The following is a 17,419-nucleotide window of genomic DNA, read 5'->3' as shown; positions in this document are numbered from 1 at the left end:
GCTGCTAGCCGGCTCTATTGGCGGCTTCTTCCCTGAGCGGCTTCAAATGCCGTGGGATCTCTGCATGCGCCAAGCTGGGGAACCTGCAGGTGAACTCGCCCCGGTACCCGAACAGGAAACCTGCTACGGGGTTCCGCACCTGCATTTGAATGGTGTAGACGCCACGCTCATCATCAAAGCCTTCATAGAGGTCTGCGGTACCCGTGAGGACCGCAGGAAACGTGAAGCCCACCCAGCCTTCGTAGAACCGCTGGGCCGTGGACTGCAGATGCAAAGAGCCGTCAGCCATAACCTCCAGGTTGAGGTCGGTGGCGAGATGCTGGTGCGTTCCGAGGTAATCCACAATGGAGGAGCGCTGGGGGCTGTAAATCATGGTGGCATCGAAGCGGCGTCTCTTGGACAGGGACAGTTCGAGGGTCCTCACGAACGTAACGGTCGGCCTGCCGAAACCGTCAATAAAGGGATAGTTCTCGATTGTGAAGGGGATGTCGCGGCCTTGGTCGGGAAAGAGGATGTTGCGATAGGCGCCCAGTCTGAGGAAGGGAATTGTCCACCATGCGCCACGGCGGACTTCAGAGAAAACCCCACGCCCTACGCAGGCATATCCGCTGTCGACGTCCACGCCGAAGCGCTTTTGCAACATGGGATGCAATTTTTGAAAGTCCTGGCCCAGTGCCAGCTGAAAAATCGAGGTCACAGCTATTCCTCCCTCCTTTCTGATCCGCCGGAGATGTCCTGTGACGAGGGTGCCGGCAGCCCGCTCAGGGCCGCTGGGGCGCGTCCAGAGCGGGTATCCGGAGCCTCCCGGCGGCAACGCCGCGCCCGAGGTACTGTTCGGTGCGCCGGGAGAACGGAGAGGTTCAACAGCACTGCAGCACCCATAAAGGCCCAGTCTGCATTCCTGCCGAGAAGGGCTTTTCGGAGCAGCACTCCGGCGCCCAAGACACTTGCGGCTCTCGCCGCGGCGTCCATGATCCAGCGGTTCCGGGCATCGCCGGGGTCAAGCTCCGATTCCGCCCAGAGCCGCAGGCGGTCAAAGCTGACGGCAGTGGCCCATCCCAAAGCGGGTCTGATCAGCCCGGCATCGAGGGCCTTGCCGAGGATTCCCATCCCCGGCCGGTAGTTGTAGCCGGTGATAAACCGCACCCCAGCATCTGTGGGGATGTAGCGCCAGTACCCCGATCCTGCCCCGATGGGCGACAAGGCGTCCGACGTATCAAACTTGAGCACCGACGTTGCCTGTCCATCCTTGCGATAGCGGTGTCCCAAAGATGTTCCGGTCCCGCGGATGGTGTGCAACGGCAACCGGAACTCGTAGCGAAAATGAACAGGCCCGTCTTTGTCGCTGGCCATCGGAACAATCCGGGAAAAACGCAGGTCCCACCGGGGATGGAGTGCCGGATCTTGGCTTAACTCCACACCCGTTCCATTGAGGATCGAATGCCAATTTCAACATAGATTGGCCTGTGCTTCCCCGAGCCTTCCCGCATTATGCTTTTCCCCATTTGAGAAGCATAAAAGGCAGTCGAGTGGGAAACGCGGAATATTGCCGAGTTAGGGCGTGATCGTCAGAGTTTCCACGGGCATGACGCAGGAGGCGCGTATGACATCTGCAGCCCCGCCCACCCTGTTGTTCTTTCCTGTGTCGTCGCACCAGTCGATCGCGTAGGGCATGGCGGTCACCGTCGCCTCGCCAACGGGCATGTCCGCAGGAACCGTGAAAGCATAAGAGAACTCTCCGGCGTCGCCCATCGGAGCCGTTGTATTGACGACTTCCACCCCCTTGGCGTCGGTGACGATTACCTGGATCCGGGCATCAGTTCCATACCGCGGATTACACTTTGCTGCGGGTGCGGAGACGGTCACGGCGGCTCCCGGCTGCGCGCTGTCGGGAGAAACCGTGTAGGTCGGCGGAAAACACGGAGGCTCGCCGGTGGTGAAGGGCCCGCACGCGCCCGCGTACCCCATCACGGCGCCGCCCAGTACCGTGGCAACCAAGACGGAACGCAGTCCCGCCGGAAGGGCTGGGCGGAATGACGGCTTCATCTCCCCAGTGTGGGGCAGAGGGAACGACAGGAACAGGGCAGAACGATGCAGACAGAAAGCGGCTGGGTGGACGTGCCCCACGCCCGGATCTACTGGGAAGCCACGGGAAATCCTGATGGCCTTCCTGTTCTGTACCTGCATGGCGGGCCGGGTTCTTCACTCGGCCAGGGCGGCTACCGGAAACGCCACGACCCGCGCCGATTCCGCACGGTAGGACTGGACCAGCGGGGGTGCGGCCGCAGCACTCCGGCAGCCTATGAAGACCTTGACCATCTGCACAACAACACCACCCAGTCCGTGATCGAGGACATCGAGGCGGTCCGGAAACACCTGGGCATCGAACAGTGGATTGTCACCGGCGCATCCTGGGGCAGCACGCTGGCCCTTGCCTACGCGCTGGAGCACCCCGGACGCGTCCTCGGCATCGCCCTGGTGGCGGTGACGACAACCAGCCGGGAAGAGATCACCTGGATCACGGAAGACGTGGGGCGGATCTTTCCCGAAGCGTGGGCGGATTTCGCCGCGGCCGCGCACGCGGCGCCGGGTGAACGCCTCGTCGAGGCCTACGCCCGCCGGCTGGCGGGCCGGGACCGCGACGACGCGCGGCTGGCCGCCGCCTCCTGGGACCGCTGGGAATCGACCCACATTTCGCTCGACCCGAACTGGCTCCCCGGCCAGCGGTTCGACGACGAGGGGGAGCGGATGACGTTCGCGCTCCTGGTCACCCATTACTGGGCCAACGACGGCTTCCTCGCGGACGGCCAGGAGATCCTGGCCCGCGCGCACCGGCTCAACGGCATCCCCGGCCATCTGATCCACGGCCGGCGGGACATCAGCGGCCCCGCCGTCACCGCCTGGCGGCTGCACCGCCAATGGGCAACAAGCCGGCTCATCATCGTCGAAGACAAAGGGCACGGCGGGCCGACGTCGATGGCCGCCCTTACGCAGGCAGTCGAGGACATTGCGGCAACACTTGAGCCAGTGCCCGGCAAGACACGGAAAGGACAACCAACCAAGGCAAGGTCCCGAACGGGTTGAACCGGGCGGTAGACTTGTACGGGCCGTTCTCCGGCCATTCTGCCCCGCGTCCTCCTGATCCTCCTGAGGCTGGGGCGTTCCCTGTTGTGAAAGGCCTTACCTGCTGTGATTACCGTCCAGGACCTCGAACTGCGTGCCGGCGCCCGGCTCCTCATGGATCAGGTGAGCTTCCGCATCGACAAGGGCGACAAAATCGGCCTGGTGGGCCGTAACGGCGCCGGGAAAACCACCCTGACCCGCGTCCTGGCGGGGGAGGGCCTGCCGGCGGCCGGCAAGGTCACCCGCAGCGGCGAGATCGGGTACCTGCCGCAGGACCCGCGGACCCCTGACATGGAGCAGCTCGCGCGGGACCGCATCCTGTCCGCACGAGGCCTGGACGTCGTCGTCGGGAAGCTCAAGAAGGCGCAGACCGACATGGCGAGCGAGGACGCGGAGGTCCAGCGCAAAGCCATGGCACGCTATGACCGGCTGGAGGCCGAGTTCCTTTCCGGCGGCGGCTACGCCGCGGAAGCGGAAGCGGCGGCCATTTCCTCCAACCTCGCGCTGCCCGAGCGGATTCTGAACCAGCCGCTGAAGACCCTCTCCGGCGGCCAGCGGCGCCGCGTGGAACTGGCCCGGATCCTGTACTCCGGTGCCGAAACCATGCTCCTCGACGAGCCCACGAACCACCTGGATGCGGACTCCATCTCCTGGCTCCGCGACTTCCTCAAGAACCACCAGGGCGGCCTGATCGTGATCAGCCACGACGTCGAACTGCTTGAGGCCACGGTCAACAAGGTGTACCACCTGGACGCCAACCGCGCCCAGATCGATTTCTACAACATGGGCTGGAAGCGCTACCTGCAGCAGCGCGAAACGGACGAGCGCGCCCGCAAGCGCGAACGCGCCAACGCCGAAAAGAAGGCCCAGGTCCTGATGGACCAGGCCAACAAGATGCGTGCCAAGGCCACCAAGGCCGTGGCCGCGCAGAACATGGCCAAGCGTGCCGAGCGGCTCCTCAGCGGCCTGGAGGCGGTCCGCGAGCATGACCGCGTGGCAGCGCTCCGGTTCCCGGATCCCTCGCCGTGCGGCAAGACCCCGCTCACGGCCGAAGGGCTCAGCAAGTCCTACGGATCGCTGGAAATCTTCACCGACGTTGACCTCGCCATTGACCGCGGGTCCAAGGTGGTCATCCTGGGCCTCAACGGCGCCGGCAAGACCACGCTGCTGCGGATGCTCGCCGGCGTGGACCAGCCCGACACCGGGGACATCGTTCCCGGCCACGGCCTCAAGGTGGGCTACTACGCCCAGGAACACGAGACCCTGGACCACGACCGCACGGTCCTGGAGAACATGCGCTCGGCCGCACCGGACATGAAGGACGCCGAGGTCCGCGGCATCCTGGGCTCGTTCCTGTTCTCCGGGGACGACGTGGACAAGCCCGCCGGCGTGCTCTCCGGCGGTGAGAAGACGCGCCTGGCCCTGGCCACCATCGTGGCCTCCAGCGCCAACGTACTCCTCCTCGACGAGCCCACCAACAACCTGGACCCGCCAGCCGCGCCGAAATCCTCGGCGCACTGCGGAACTACACGGGCGCCGTCGTCCTGGTCAGCCACGACGAAGGTGCTGTGGAAGCCCTCAACCCGGAGCGTGTGGTGCTGCTGCCGGACGGCGTCGAGGACCTGTGGAACGAGGACTACCTGGACCTGATCACGCTGGCCTGACTCTTCCGACAACGGCTGGTTGCGTCCGCGTCCCCGACCGGACGGTTCTCCGGATTGCGCCGTTTAGAGCCGCCTGCGTACTCGAGAATCTCCACCGTGCAAGTGAGCCGATCGGCGGGGAGGCGTGCGCTGCTGCCGTAGCCGCGTATAGCCGACTTAAAGTTGCTGTTGGCACAAGCGAGGCGGCGTGGGTGATTTCTGTAGCGTGCGTCAAAGCGAGGAACGAGCAGCACGCGGGAAATTACGCACGCTGCAGCGCGGACGCAACCACGACGGAGACGGAAACTGAGCAAGCGGCCAACCGGGCCGTCGTCGTGCTCCGCCGGGTCAGTACCCCTGCGCGTCCAGGAGCGCGTCTTCCTCTTCCTCGGACGTCGCCTTCTTCCGCTTCCGCGGCGGGGACGGCCGACGGCGGGCTGACGCGGCGGAATGGACGGTTCCGTCATCCAGGGCGTCATCCTCGGCGTCGATGGCCGCGTTGCGCGCCTGCTGCCGGGCGGCGTAGCCGAAGCCCACGAACATCAGGATGCCGAAGGCGAACCACTGCAGCGAGTAGGACAGGTGCGTGCCCTCCTCGGTGGACGGCTTCGGGAAGGCGGCCGGCATGTCCGCTGCCGGCGGCGTCTCGGACGCGAGCTGTCCGTACGCGCCGGTCAGCAGGGGATAGCCGAGTTCCTTGGAATAGGCGGCAAGGTCGATGGATGCCAGCTGGCCTTCCGGTGCCCCGCGCTGCAGTTCGGGTTCCGGATGCTTCAAACGCACGACGGCGGTGACGTCACCGGCGGGCGGCGCCGGCACCGAGTCCGGGCTGCCCGGGTTCTTGTTGCCGATGGGGAGCCAGCCGCGGTCCACCACCACTGTTTCGCCGGACTCCAGCCGGAACGGGACCACAACCTCGTAGCCGGGCTGCCCGTTCAGCGGACGGTTCCGCACAATGCGCTGGCCTGCCACGTCATAGGTGCCCTTCAGCTCCACCTGGGTCCACTCCTTGGCCGGATCCAGGCGGCTGAACTGGTCGCGTGCCTGGTCAAAGGGAATGGGCGCTGCGGAGTAGTTGGTCACCACGCGGTTGATCTCGGCGAGCGTCTCCGCCCGGCGGTCCATCTGCCAGCGGCCGAGGAACACACAGGCGGTGGCAAAGATCGCGGCCAGCAGGAGATAGCCCAGCCACTTGCTGGAGAACAGGAAACGGTACATTCAGCTGTCCTGCTCCGGGGCGCTGTCCGGGGAGCCGGCGTCGAGCGGGAGCGTTTCCTTCCACAGCCCGCGCGTCTGCAGGTAGTCCTCCAGCCAGTCCCGGTGCTCACCGCAGGCCAGCCAGATCTTGCGCCGCTCGGGGGCATGGATCTTGGGGTTGTTCCAGAGGAGCTGCCAGGAGGCGCCGGACCGGCAGGCCTTGCGGGAGCAGACTGCCCCTGGTTCGGCCAGTGCAGGATCGGTCCCTGCAGCAAAGTCGAAGATGCTCATGATGCCTGCCGCTCCTCCCCGGGATCGGTCCCGTCGTCGTCGATCAACTCACCCTGCAGCACCTCACTGCCGGGACCGTCGTCGCGGGCGGGCTGCAGCGGGCTTTCGATTCGGCCAGGGGAGCGGAGTCCAGCAGCGAATCGCTGTGCGCCTCGGCTTTGTCGTTCCCGTTCGCGATGACCACCGCGATCCACGGCAGGAACACGGCGCCGGCAACCATGACGATCTTGAACCAGCCGTCCACCACAAAGATCAGGATCAGGCACACCATGCGGATGCCCATCGCCAGGGCGTACTGGATCATGCGTTTGCGCATGTCCTCGGAGTGCGCACCCGCGGCATCCGTAATGCTGTGGACCTCCGAGTCACCGGAGAACCGCCCGGGTTCTCCGGCCGCGGTCTGTCCCGCATGGTTTTCAAGGGTCACGGTGGTTTATCACGCTCCAAAGGCTTGCATCAATTCTCTCACCATCGGCAGTGCCACCCAAACCCGTGCCGGAGCTGGCGATAAGATCGTCAGGCAGCCCATCCCACCCTTGCTACCGCGGCAGCGTGCCGCAGAATTCCGGAGCGTCTTAATGACTGAAGCAGTTTCCGCCCCCCGCAGCGTCCTCATCACCGGCGGCAACCGCGGCATCGGCCTGGCCATCGCCGAGGCATTCCTGGCCAACGGGGACAAGGTGGCCGTGACCTACCGCAGCGAATCACAGCTGCCGGACGGAATCCTCGGCGTCAAGGCGGACGTCACCGACGAGGCATCCGTGGACGCAGCCTTCAAGGAGGTCGAAGCCGCCCACGGCCCCGTTGAGGTCCTGTTGCCAACGCCGGGATCACCAAGGACACGCTGCTGCTGCGCATGAGCGAGGACGACTTCACGTCCGTCATCGACACCAACCTCACCGGTGCTTTCCGCGTTATCAAGCGGGCCTCCAAGGGCATGATCCGCCTCCGCAAGGGCCGTGTTGTCCTCATCTCGTCCGTCTCCGGCCTCTACGGCGCCCCCGGCCAGATCAACTACTCCGCCTCCAAGGCCGGCCTGGTGGGCATCGCCCGCTCCCTGACCCGCGAGCTCGGGTCCCGCGGCATCACCGCCAACGTGGTGGCCCCCGGCTTCATCAACACGGACATGACCGCCGAGCTCCCCGAAGCCACCCAGAAGGACTACCTGGCCAGCATCCCGGCGGGCCGGTTCGCCGAGGCGTCCGAGGTGGCCAACGTGGTCCGCTGGATCTCCAGCGACGAGGCCGCCTACATCTCCGGCGCGGTCATCCCTGTAGACGGTGGCCTGGGCATGGGCCACTGACCCCTTCCGCCAAACTAGCCCCGCGGGGCTTCTTTGTGGGACCCGGACAACGGAATCGGCACCGGCCGCTGGCATGATGGACAGCAGGCCTTCATGGATTTAGACGTATCGAACAAAAGGAGCCCCTATGGGACTGCTGGACAACAAGACCGCCATCGTCACCGGATCATCGCGCGGCATCGGCGCTGACGTAGCCAAGATCCTTGCCGGCGAGGGCGCCGCCGTCGTCGTGAACTACCGCCAGAAGGCGCCCCGCGCCAACAAGGTGGTCCAGGGGATCGAGGCCGACGGCGGCCGTGCCGTGGCCGTGGGTGCGGACCTCACCACCCAGGAAGGCGTCCAGGCCCTGGCCTCCGCGGCGATGGAGAACTTCGGTTCCCTGGACATCCTGGTCCTCAACGCCTCCGGCGGCATGGAAACCGGCATGGGCGAGGACTACGCGCTTAAGCTGAACCGCGACGCCCAGCTGAACATGCTCAACGCCGCGGTGCCGCTGATGAAGGAAGGCTCCCGCGTGGTCTTTGTGACTAGCCACCAGGCGCACTTCATCAACACCGTCCCCACCATGCCCGCCTACGAGCCCGTGGCCCGCAGCAAGCGTGCCGGCGAGGACGCCCTGCGCGAGCTCATCCCCAGCCTGGCCGAGAAGGGGATCTCCCTGGTGGTAGTGTCCGGCGACATGATTGAGGGCACCGTCACCGCCACGCTGCTGGACCGCTCCACGCCCGGCGCCATTGAGGCCCGCCGCGCAGAGGCCGGCAAGCTGTACTCCGTGGAGGAGTTTGCACAGGTGGTGGCAGGAATGGCGACCGCCGACGTCGAATCCGGCCACACCGAATACGCCGGCGGCGCAGACTACTTCGGCAAGGGCGCGCAGCAGTAGCCCAACCTGCCAAGAAGAAGGAGTCCGGTGCGTGCACCGGACTCCTTCTTCTTGGCTTATTCGAAGACGTTCAGACGCCGGCGACGTATCGGACGGCGTCCAGGTAGGGCATGTTGACAGCGGCGTCCGCCACTGCCCGGACGGCGGGCTTGGCGTTGAAAGCGACGCCGATTCCGGCCGCCCCCAGCATGTCCAGGTCGTTGGCGCCGTCGCCCACGGCCACCGTGTGTTCCAGCGCGATGCCCTCGGCGGCCGCCCATTCGCGCAGGTACTTCTCCTTGGCAGCCCGGTCCACCACTGCGCCCAGGACCTTGCCGGTCAGCACGCCGTCGACGATTTCCAGCTCGTTCGCCTGCCAGTAGTCCAGGCCCAGTTCCTCGGCGATCGGCTGCAGGATCTGGTTGAAGCCGCCTGACACCACGGCCACCACATGGCCTGCCGCCTTGAACGCGGCCACGAGCTCGGCGGCCCCTTCGCTGAGCTTCACTTCCTGCCGGACGGAATGGACGACGTCGGCCGGCAGCCCCGCCAGGACCGCCACCCGGGCGTGCAGGCTTTGGGTGAAGTCCAGCTCGCCCCGCATGGCGGCTTCGGTGACGGCGGCCACCTCTTCGAACTTGCCCGCATAGGCCGCGAGGAGTTCGATGACCTCCTGCTGGATCAGGGTGGAATCCACATCCATGATCAGGAGCTTGCGCGGGGCCGACCGGAGGCTGCCGGGAACAAGGGCGGTGTCCTGGCCGTCGATGCCGGCTTCGGCCACGGCCCGGCGGAGGGCGGCGAGGCCGGCGGCGGTGGCGTCCGGAAGGGCGAGTTCCGCCACCTGAACGCGGTAACGTTCGTCACCCAGGGAGTCTTCCCGCAGCACCTGGGCGCCGGCGGCGGCCAGGACGGAACGCAGCTGCTCCAGCCCGTTTGGAGTCATATTTTGGCCATAGCTGACCGCAGTCACGTTCGAAGTCATGCCTGCAATCTTATCGAGCCGCCGCCGGGTCCTTTGAATTCATTGCGCATGGCCCCGCATCTGCGCAATCCCGCCGGTGGAGGCCGTGTTTCGGTGCCCGGCCACCGGTTATCAGTCGGCCTCTTTTATGTCCTAGTGTCTACTCCTATGAGTGATGTTCTGGAATTGTCTTCCGTCAGTGTTGTCCGAGGTAAGAAAACCCTGCTGGACAAGATTGACTGGGAAGTCAATGAAGGAGAACGTTGGGTCATCGCTGGGCCCCAACGGTGCAGGCAAGACCACCCTCCTGCAGATCGCAGCCGCTCGGCTCCACCCCAGCAGCGGCACCGCCGGCATCCTGGACGAGACCCTGGGCCGCACCGACGTGTTCGAGCTCCGCCCCCGCATCGGCCTCTCCTCGGCAGCCCTCGCCACCCAGATCCCCGAACACGAGAATGTCCTCAACGTTGTGGTGACGGCAGCTTACGGAGTCACCGGGCGCTGGCGGGAAGGCTACGAGCGCAACGACGAACGCCGCGCCTTCCGCCTGCTGAACGAGTGGGGATGGGCCCGCTGCTGAACCGGACCTTCGCCACCCTGTCCGAAGGCGAACGCAAGCGCGTCCAGATTGCCCGCGCCCTCATGACGGACCCGGAACTGCTGCTGCTCGACGAGCCTGCCGCAGGCCTGGACCTCGGCGGCCGCGAGGAGCTGGTGCACAAGCTCGGCGAACTCGCCAGCGACGAGGCGGCTCCGGCGATGGTCCTGGTGACCCACCACCTGGAGGAAGTCCCGCCCGGATTCACGCATGCCATGCTCCTGCGCGACGGCGGCGTGGTCGCCGCAGGCCCGATCACCGAAGTCCTCACCGACGAGCACCTCAGCACCACGTTCGGCCTTGACCTCGATGTCACGGAGAGCGCCGGCCGTTACACCGCCACCGCGCGCCGCTAAGCGGCAAGCAACACGATGGACCTGCTCAGCAGCATCCTTGTGTCCATCGCCGGCCTCTGGGCCGGCACCATCAACGCGGTGGTGGGCTCCGGCACGCTGGTGACGTTCCCGGTGCTCATTGCCCTGGGCATCACACCGGTGGTCGCCTCCATGAGCAACGCCATGGGGCTGGTGGCCGGCGGTGCCGCGGGGGCCTTCGGATACCGGCGGGAACTCAAGGGCCGCGGCCGCCAGCTGCTGCGCCTGCTCCCGGCGTCGCTCCTGGGCGGCATCTCCGGTGCCTGGCTCCTCCTGCACCTGCCGGAGGAAGTCTTCCACTATGTGGCACCTGTGCTGCTGGTGGTGGCGCTGCTCATGGTGGTCTTCCAGCCCAGGCTCCAGGCGTGGGTCCGGAACCGCGAGGAAAACCCCGAACACGCGGTGCGCGACAAGCGGCACGGCGTGCTCCTGGTGGTGCTGGTCTACCTCGCCGGCGTCTACGGGGGCTACTTCGTGGCAGCACAGGGGATCCTGCTGGTCGGGATCCTGGGAGTCTTCCTGACCGGCACCATGCAGAACGCCAACGCCATGAAGAACATCCTGGTGCTTGGCGTGAACCTGGTGGCTGCCGTATCCTACCTGCTGTTCGCCTTCGACCGGATCAACTGGCTGGTGGTACTGCTCATCGCGGTCAGTTCGAGCATCGGCGGCCTGCTGGGCGCCAAGGTGGGCCGCCGGCTCTCGCCGACGGTGCTGCGTGCCGTGATCTTCGTGCTGGGGCTGGTGGCCCTGGGATTCATGACCGCCAATCTGCTGAAATAATCGCCCGGTGACAATCCACTATCTTGAGTCCGCGGACGATCCGCGCGTGTCCGACTACACCCGGCTCACCGACGTCCACCTGCGCAAGCTCCGCGAGCCGGCGGAGGGCATGTACATCGCCGAATCCTCCCGAGTGCTCCGCCGTGCCCTCGCAGCCGGCCACCAGCCCCGGTCGTTCTTCCTGGCCGAGAAATGGCTCGAAGACCTGCGGGACGTCCTTGACGAGCATCCCGACGTCCCGGCCTTCATCGGCAAGGCGGCGCTGCTCGAGGAAATCACCGGGTTCCACCTGCACCGGGGCGCCATGGCAGCCATGCACCGTCCGGCCCCCGTCCCGCTGCCTGAACTCCTGGCCGGCGCCCGGCGGGTGGCCGTGCTGGAGGATATCGTGGACCACACCAACGTGGGCGCCATCTTCCGGTCCGCCGCCGCCCTGGACATCGACGCCGTCCTGGTCTCGCCGCGGTGCGGAGACCCGCTCTACCGCCGGAGTGTCCGGGTCAGCATGGGAACGGTGTTCCAGGTTCCCTGGGCCCGGCTGGATAGCTGGCCGCAGGATCTCCAGGTCCTCAAGGACCACGGCTTCGAGGTGGCAGCCCTGGAGCTCACGGCGGACGCGCAGGATGTGGACGTCGTCGCGGCACGGAACCCCGACAAACTCGCCCTGGTGCTCGGCACCGAAGGCGCCGGCATGAGCGCGGAGACGCTTGCCGCCGTCGACCTCGCCGTGAAGATCCCCATGCGGAACGGCGTGGACTCGCTCAATGTGGCGGCGGCGTCGGCCGTGGCGTTCTGGGAGCTGCGGGCACGGGCCTAGCCGGTTCGTCAGCACCACCGGTGTCCGCTATGATTGATAGCTGGTTGTCCTGCTGATTCCGCTTCGGCGCAGCAGAACATTCCATCCCATTCATACCTGGCAGCTGGCAAAATCCAGCTGCGTGAACAAAGGTCCCATTATGAAGTCTGATATCCACCCGAAGTACGAAGCTGTTGTTTTCAACGACCTGGCTTCCGGCGTCAAGTTCCTGACCAAGTCCACCGTGTCTTCCTCGAAGACCATCGAGTGGGAAGACGGCAACACCTACCCGGTCATCGACGTCGAAATCTCCTCCGAGTCCCACCCGTTCTACACGGGCAAGCAGCGCATCATGGACTCTGCAGGCCGCGTCGAGCGCTTCAACGCTCGCTTCAAGGGCTTCGGCGGCAAGAAGTAATTCTTCCTCCAAGCTTCATCGGAAGGCCCGCACCGGCAACGGTGCGGGCCTTCCTGCTTAACACCGTGGACCCATTTGCGGCAGGATGGACGACATGAGCCACCACCTCCTGCCGCACAATGAGTCCAGCAACCGCCTGCACGGCGAGTACAAGGTCCCGGGCGGGAAACTGGTGGTGGCGGACCTGTCCGTGACCGACGGGCACCTGGCGGACGTCTCCATCAGCGGCGACTTCTTCCTCGAACCGGACGAGGCCCTCCTGGACATCAACCGGGCACTGACCGGCCTGCCCGAATCCACGCCCGCCGCCGACCTAGCGGCGGCTATCACGGCAGCGCTTCCGGCGCACGCCGGCCTGTTCGGCTTCTCCGCCGACGCCGTGGCCGTCACGGTGCGCCGGGCACTGGCCAAGGCAACCTCGTGGACCGACCACCACTGGAACGTCATCCCGCCCGCGGTCCTGCCCACCGAAATCAACGTGGCACTGGACGAGGTCCTGACCGAAGAAGTCGGTGCCGGCCGGCGCAACCCCACCCTGCGGTTCTGGGACTGGCAGGAACCGTCCGTGGTCATCGGCAGCTTCCAGTCCGTCCGGAATGAGGTGGACCCCGCCGGCGTGGCAAAGCACGGCATCAGCGTGGTCCGCCGGATCAGCGGCGGGGGAGCGATGTTCATGGAGGCCGGCAACTGCATCACCTACTCGCTGTACCTGCCGCAGACCCTCGTTGACGGGCTCAGCTTCGCCGATTCCTACCCCTTCCTGGACGCCTGGGTGATGGCAGCCCTGGAGAAGCTTGGCATCACGGCCTTCTACGTGCCGCTCAACGACATCGCCACGGACCAGGGGAAGATCGGCGGCGCTGCACAGAAACGGCTCGCCAACGGCGGCATGCTGCACCACGTCACCATGAGCTACGACATCGACGCGGACAAGATGGTGGAGGTCCTCCGGATCGGCAAGGAGAAGCTCTCGGACAAGGGGACCCGCAGCGCCAAGAAGCGCGTGGACCCGCTCCGCCGGCAGACCGGCCTGGCCCGGACGGCGATCATCGAGGCCATGGCGGAGGTTTTTACCGGGCGGTACGGGGCCACAACCTCAGCCCTCACCGAGAGTGAACTGTCCCTGGCCCGTGAACGCGTGGCCATGAAGTTCGGTACTGAGGAATGGCTCCACCGGGTTCCCTAGCACCGCACCCCGCGCTGACCGCCGGGATGGGCGCGCAGGGACTGCCCGTGCGCAGCGGGCCGGATGGTCGCTGCGCACGGAGGCACAAGGCTACGGCGCTGATGAAACCACGACGGCGTCCTGGGCCGTGAGTGCCCGCAGCAGGTGGCTGCGCTGCTCCACGATGATGCGGCGCAGCGCGCGGGGGGCGTCGGCGGATGCTGCCAGCCAGTCATCGGTCCTGCGGAGTACAGGGTGGTCCGCAGGTGCCGTGCCTTCCGCGAGGTCCTGGTTTAGGGGAACAGCCCGCGGACAATCCTGCTGGCGATTTCGATGCTCCGCCCGTCCCACACGTCCCGTAGGCACTCAAAGTCAGGGTTCCACGTACGGATCCAGGAGGCCGGCCGGGGCAGTGGTGAAGCCGCTGATGGTGGCGCTGAGCTGCTGGTTGGAGAGTGCAGTGCCGTGGACCGCTTCCTGCCACGCGGCGGCCTTGACCGCGGGGTCCGGCCGCGCCGCAACGGCTGTGGCGTGGCCGGCGCGCCCGGATGCGGTGGTGTCGCGCGCCAGTTCGGCATCGAGTTCGGCAAGGGTTGCCTGGCCGTTCGCGGCAAGTGCGTGCCAGATGTGCCAGCGGAGTTCCGCATCCACGGCCAGGCCCTCGACGGGTGCCGAACCGTCCAGCAGTCCGCGCAGGCGCGGGAGCAGGGCGGCGTCATGCCTGCTGAGTGTGCCCACCGTCCTGGCCCACGCCAGCTGGTGGTCGGACCCGGGGGCGGCACGGTCCAGCTCGGCAGCGACGGCCGCCAGGAACGAGGACCGCACCCGTCCCGTCCCGCAGCCGGGGTGTAGCGTTCGACGGCGGTGCAGGCGTTCTCGAGGATGTTCAGCAGGACCCCGATCCCGGTTTCCGCCGGACTGAACGCTGCCACCGCGTCCACGTAGCGTGCCGCCGGGCTTTCCCCGTCCCGGGCCGAGTTCCACAGCGCCGTCCAGCACAGGGCCCGCGCCATGGGGTCGGTGATCCTGTCCAGTGACTCCAGGACGGTGTCCAGGGAGACCGGATCAAGCCGGACCTTGGCGTAGGTCAGGTCGTCGTCGTTGAGGAGCAGCAGCGCTGGCCGCGGCTTGCCCGCCAGGTCCGGAACGGGCGTGGCGGAGCCGTCGACGTCGGTTTCCACGCTTCCGGTGCGGACCAGGGCGCCGGAGGCGTCGAATTCGTACAGCCCCACCCGGAGCCGGTGCGGCCGGGGCTCCTCCCGTCCCGTGACCGGATCCGCGGCCTCCTGGACGATCGCCACACTCCCGATGGCGCCGTCGTCCGTTGCGTCCGGCGTGATCTCCAGGGCGAGGGTGGAGATGCCCGCGGTCTGGAGCCACTGCCGTGCCCAGCCGGACAGGTCCCGGCCGGAGGCGGCACTCAGTGCCGCCAGGAGGTCCCCCAGGGTGGTGTTGGAGTAGGCGTGCTTGCGGAAGTACTCCCGCGAGCCCGCAATGAACGCGACAAAGCCCACATACGCCACCAGCTGTTTGAGCACCGAGGCGCCCTTGGCGTAGGTGATGCCGTCGAAATTCTGCTTGGCCGCTTCAAGGTCGGGGATGTCCGCCACGATGGGGTGCGTGGTGGGCAGCTGGTCCTGGACGTAGGCCCACGCCTTCCGCTTGTTGGCAAAGCTCACCCACGCGGAGTCCCAGCCGGTGGCCCGGTCAACGCCCAGGGTGCCCATGTAATCGGCGAAGGATTCCTTGAGCCAGAGGTCGTCCCACCACTGCATGGTCACCAGGTCGCCGAACCACATGTGCGCCATCTCGTGCAGAAGGGTGTTGGCCCTTCCCTGGTACTGCGCGTCGGTGGCGCGGGACGTGAACACGTAGCTGTCGGTGAACGTGACCAGGCCGGGGTTTTCCATGGCGCCCAGGTTGTACTCCGGCACGAACGCCTGGTCGTACTTGCCCCACGGGTAGGGGTAGGCGAAGAGCCGGTTGAAGAAGTCCAGCCCGTTCCGGGTCAGCCGGAACAGTTCCTCCGTATCAAAGGAGTCCGCCATGGACGCCCGGCAGTACAGGGCCAGCGGGATGTCCAGGGAGGTCCCGTCGTCGAGCGTTGCCTGCCAGCGGTCCTCGGCCTTGAAGTAAGGGCCGGCCAGCACGGTGGTGATGTATGTGGACATGGGCTCCGTGGTGGCGAAGTCCCAGCGGGCGGTGGCGGGGTCGCTGGTGAGCAGCGTGCGTGCCGTTTCCACCCCGTTGGATGCCACCTGCCAGTCCGCCGGCGCCATGACGTGGAAGGTGAAGGTGGCCTTGAGGTCGGGTTGCTCGAAGTTGGCGAAGACCCGCCGGGCGTCGGCTGGTTCGTACTGCGTGTACAGGTAGCACTGGCCGTCAGCGGGATCCACGAAGCGGTGCATCCCCTCGCCGGAGCGGCTGTACAGGGCGGTGCCCGTGACGGTGACCTGGTTCTCGAGCTGCAGGTTGTCCAGCCGGATCCGTGCCCCGTCCACCACGTCCTCCACGCGCAGGCCCTTGCCGTTGAGGAACACGCTGTGCACCCCGCCGCCGATGAAGTCCAGGAAGGTTGATGTGCCGGCCTCGGCGGCGGAGAAGGTGATGACGCTCCGACTGGTGTAGCCGGGGACGTCCGGATCCGCTGCCTGCCGCACGTCCAGCGAGACGTCGTAGCTGGTGGTGGTGATGAGGGCTGACCGTCCGGCAGCCTCGTCGCGCTGCAGATTCTGATTCGACACCCAGCTATCTAATCACGGTGCCGGAGGGGGATCAGCGGGCGATCAGCAGGGCGGCGGCGAGTCCCAGGGCGGCAATCAGGAGCCAGGACGCAAGGGCCGCCAGGAGGGCACGCCCGCCGGTCAGGAGCAGGGTGCGGATCCGCACGGCCGAGCCCAGTCCGAACAGCGCCGCGCCCAGCAGGACGTCCTGCAGCACCGCCCCCGCTTCCAGCCACTCTCCGGAGACCCAGCCGGTGGACCGGAGTCCCACCATCGCCACGAAGCCGAGCACGAACAGCGGCACCACCGGCGGCAGCTTGGCGTCCGTCCCGTCGCTGTCCGGGCGGACCGCGAGGCGCTGGTGTGTGCCGGCCATGGCGGCCACCGGTGCCAGCAGCAGGACCCGGGTGAGCTTGACGACGACGGCGATGCCCAGCGCCGCCGTGCCTGCGGTTTGCGCCGTGGCCACCACCTGGCCGACGTCGTGCACGGACGCGCCAATCCACGCGCCGAAGACGGGTGCGGTGAGCTGGAGCGGATGCACGAGCAGGGGCAGGACGCCGATGGCGAGCGTCCCGCACAGCGTCACCAGGGCCACCGGAAGGACCGTGTCCACGTGCCGGATGCGCCGCACGGCGGCGATGGCGCCGATGGCTGAGGCGCCGCAGATCGAGAACCCGGTGGCCACCAGGAGCGCCGTCACCGGGGGCAGCCGGAAGAGCCGGGAGATCAGGTACGTGCCGCCGAAACTCGCCGCCACCACCCCGGTGATCAGGACCAGCGAAAGCCAGCCCAGCCCCAGGACATCCATGACGCTGACCTTCAGCCCCAGCAGGACGATCCCGCCGCGCATCAGGTGTTTCCCGGCGAAGTCGAGGCCGGGCCTGGCCCGCCCGGCAGTCCACACGCCCGCCAGTGGCAGGTTCGCCGCCAGGACCCCCAGCACCACGGCCATGGTCATCGCCGGCAGGACCGGAACCACGGCGTGGACCAGGAATGCGGCCACCAGGGCCACCGCGGCGGTGGCCAGTCCGGGAAGCAGCCGGTCAGCGCGGCGGGGCTGTCCCTCACCGGACGCTGGATGGCTTCTGCTGACTGGCACCTCCCTACTGTGCCGGATGCGGCGTGGAATCAGCGAACCGGCGGCCCCGGCCAACACGCCAATTGAGGGCCGGTTTA

Annotated in this window: 13 protein-coding genes and 5 pseudogenes; 9 read left to right on the top strand and 9 right to left on the bottom strand. The window is 66.9% G+C overall.

Annotated features, from left to right (window positions below):
• Positions 1–4 precede the first annotated feature (4 nt).
• From ACPEE0_RS10025 to ACPEE0_RS10015, 3 genes are all read right to left on the bottom strand, one after another.
• Positions 5–697, bottom strand: a complete 693-nt coding sequence (locus ACPEE0_RS10025) for a DUF4166 domain-containing protein (protein WP_424574420.1) — start codon at positions 695–697, stop codon at positions 5–7.
• Positions 698–699: 2 nt separating this feature from the next.
• The gene (locus ACPEE0_RS10020; protein ID WP_424574419.1) at positions 700–1,230 is read right to left on the bottom strand and encodes a hypothetical protein; all 531 of its coding nucleotides are present in this window, start codon (positions 1,228–1,230) and stop codon (positions 700–702) included.
• Between the two features lie 324 nt (positions 1,231–1,554).
• Positions 1,555–1,866, bottom strand: coding sequence for a hypothetical protein (locus ACPEE0_RS10015; RefSeq protein ID WP_424574418.1), 312 nt, complete (start codon positions 1,864–1,866; stop codon positions 1,555–1,557).
• A 225-nt stretch (positions 1,867–2,091) separates the two neighbouring features.
• Here ACPEE0_RS10015 and ACPEE0_RS10010 point away from each other — a divergent pair, with 225 nt between their 5' ends.
• Together ACPEE0_RS10010 and ACPEE0_RS10005 are read left to right on the top strand one after the other, a co-directional pair.
• The gene (locus ACPEE0_RS10010) at positions 2,092–3,084 is read left to right on the top strand and encodes an alpha/beta fold hydrolase (protein ID WP_424574417.1); all 993 of its coding nucleotides are present in this window, start codon (positions 2,092–2,094) and stop codon (positions 3,082–3,084) included.
• Positions 3,085–3,189: 105 nt separating this feature from the next.
• Positions 3,190–4,787: pseudogene (locus ACPEE0_RS10005) on the top strand (ABC-F family ATP-binding cassette domain-containing protein).
• A 327-nt stretch (positions 4,788–5,114) separates the two neighbouring features.
• On the opposite strand, the gene ACPEE0_RS10000 reads toward ACPEE0_RS10005, so the two are convergent.
• The 3 genes and pseudogenes from ACPEE0_RS10000 to ACPEE0_RS09990 all read right to left on the bottom strand — a co-directional run bounded on the left by ACPEE0_RS10000 (position 5,115) and on the right by ACPEE0_RS09990 (position 6,681).
• Positions 5,115–5,984, bottom strand: coding sequence for an SURF1 family protein (locus tag ACPEE0_RS10000; protein WP_009358274.1), 870 nt, complete (start codon positions 5,982–5,984; stop codon positions 5,115–5,117).
• The gene (locus ACPEE0_RS09995; protein ID WP_009358275.1) at positions 5,985–6,254 is read right to left on the bottom strand and encodes a hypothetical protein; all 270 of its coding nucleotides are present in this window, start codon (positions 6,252–6,254) and stop codon (positions 5,985–5,987) included. It abuts the gene before it with no gap.
• Positions 6,251–6,681, bottom strand: a pseudogene (locus tag ACPEE0_RS09990) (DUF3099 domain-containing protein). Before ACPEE0_RS09990 ends, ACPEE0_RS09995 begins: the two are co-directional and overlap by 4 nt.
• Before the next feature lie 151 nt (positions 6,682–6,832).
• On the opposite strand from ACPEE0_RS09990, the pseudogene fabG reads away from it, so the two are divergent.
• Positions 6,833–7,557 (top strand): annotated as a pseudogene (gene fabG, locus ACPEE0_RS09985) (3-oxoacyl-ACP reductase FabG).
• A gap of 127 nt (positions 7,558–7,684) precedes the next feature.
• Positions 7,685–8,440 (top strand): SDR family oxidoreductase, encoded by a 756-nt coding sequence (locus ACPEE0_RS09980; protein WP_133347006.1) that lies wholly within the window; start codon positions 7,685–7,687, stop codon positions 8,438–8,440.
• Between the two features lie 70 nt (positions 8,441–8,510).
• Here the strand turns inward: ACPEE0_RS09980 and serB are convergent, their stop codons facing one another.
• Positions 8,511–9,404, bottom strand: coding sequence for a phosphoserine phosphatase SerB (gene serB / locus ACPEE0_RS09975; protein WP_354176897.1), 894 nt, complete (start codon positions 9,402–9,404; stop codon positions 8,511–8,513).
• A 147-nt stretch (positions 9,405–9,551) separates the two neighbouring features.
• Here serB and ACPEE0_RS09970 point away from each other — a divergent pair.
• From ACPEE0_RS09970 to ACPEE0_RS09950, 5 genes and pseudogenes are all read left to right on the top strand, one after another.
• Positions 9,552–10,337 (top strand): annotated as a pseudogene (locus ACPEE0_RS09970) (ABC transporter ATP-binding protein).
• 15 nt (positions 10,338–10,352) lie between these two features.
• A complete protein-coding gene (locus ACPEE0_RS09965; protein ID WP_354176895.1) occupies positions 10,353–11,138 on the top strand; it encodes a sulfite exporter TauE/SafE family protein in 786 nt (261 codons plus the stop codon).
• A gap of 7 nt (positions 11,139–11,145) precedes the next feature.
• Positions 11,146–11,955, top strand: coding sequence for a TrmH family RNA methyltransferase (locus ACPEE0_RS09960; RefSeq protein ID WP_354176893.1), 810 nt, complete (start codon positions 11,146–11,148; stop codon positions 11,953–11,955).
• 139 nt (positions 11,956–12,094) lie between these two features.
• Positions 12,095–12,352 (top strand): type B 50S ribosomal protein L31, encoded by a 258-nt coding sequence (locus ACPEE0_RS09955; protein ID WP_009358283.1) that lies wholly within the window; start codon positions 12,095–12,097, stop codon positions 12,350–12,352.
• Positions 12,353–12,446: 94 nt separating this feature from the next.
• The gene (locus ACPEE0_RS09950; RefSeq protein WP_009358284.1) at positions 12,447–13,538 is read left to right on the top strand and encodes a lipoate--protein ligase family protein; all 1,092 of its coding nucleotides are present in this window, start codon (positions 12,447–12,449) and stop codon (positions 13,536–13,538) included.
• 90 nt (positions 13,539–13,628) lie between these two features.
• Here ACPEE0_RS09950 and pepN read toward each other — a convergent pair.
• Together pepN and ACPEE0_RS09940 are read right to left on the bottom strand one after the other, a co-directional pair.
• Positions 13,629–16,261, bottom strand: a pseudogene (gene pepN / locus ACPEE0_RS09945) (aminopeptidase N).
• Positions 16,262–16,292: 31 nt separating this feature from the next.
• Entirely contained in the window at positions 16,293–17,342 is a 1,050-nt protein-coding gene (locus ACPEE0_RS09940) for a YeiH family protein (RefSeq protein WP_424574416.1), read from the bottom strand.
• Between the last annotated feature and the right edge of the window lie 77 nt (positions 17,343–17,419).

It is taken from the genome of Arthrobacter sp. SD76 (assembly GCF_049726125.1).
Classification (GTDB): domain Bacteria; phylum Actinomycetota; class Actinomycetes; order Actinomycetales; family Micrococcaceae; genus Arthrobacter; species Arthrobacter nitrophenolicus.
This window is presented reverse-complemented; position numbering and strand designations above follow the sequence as displayed.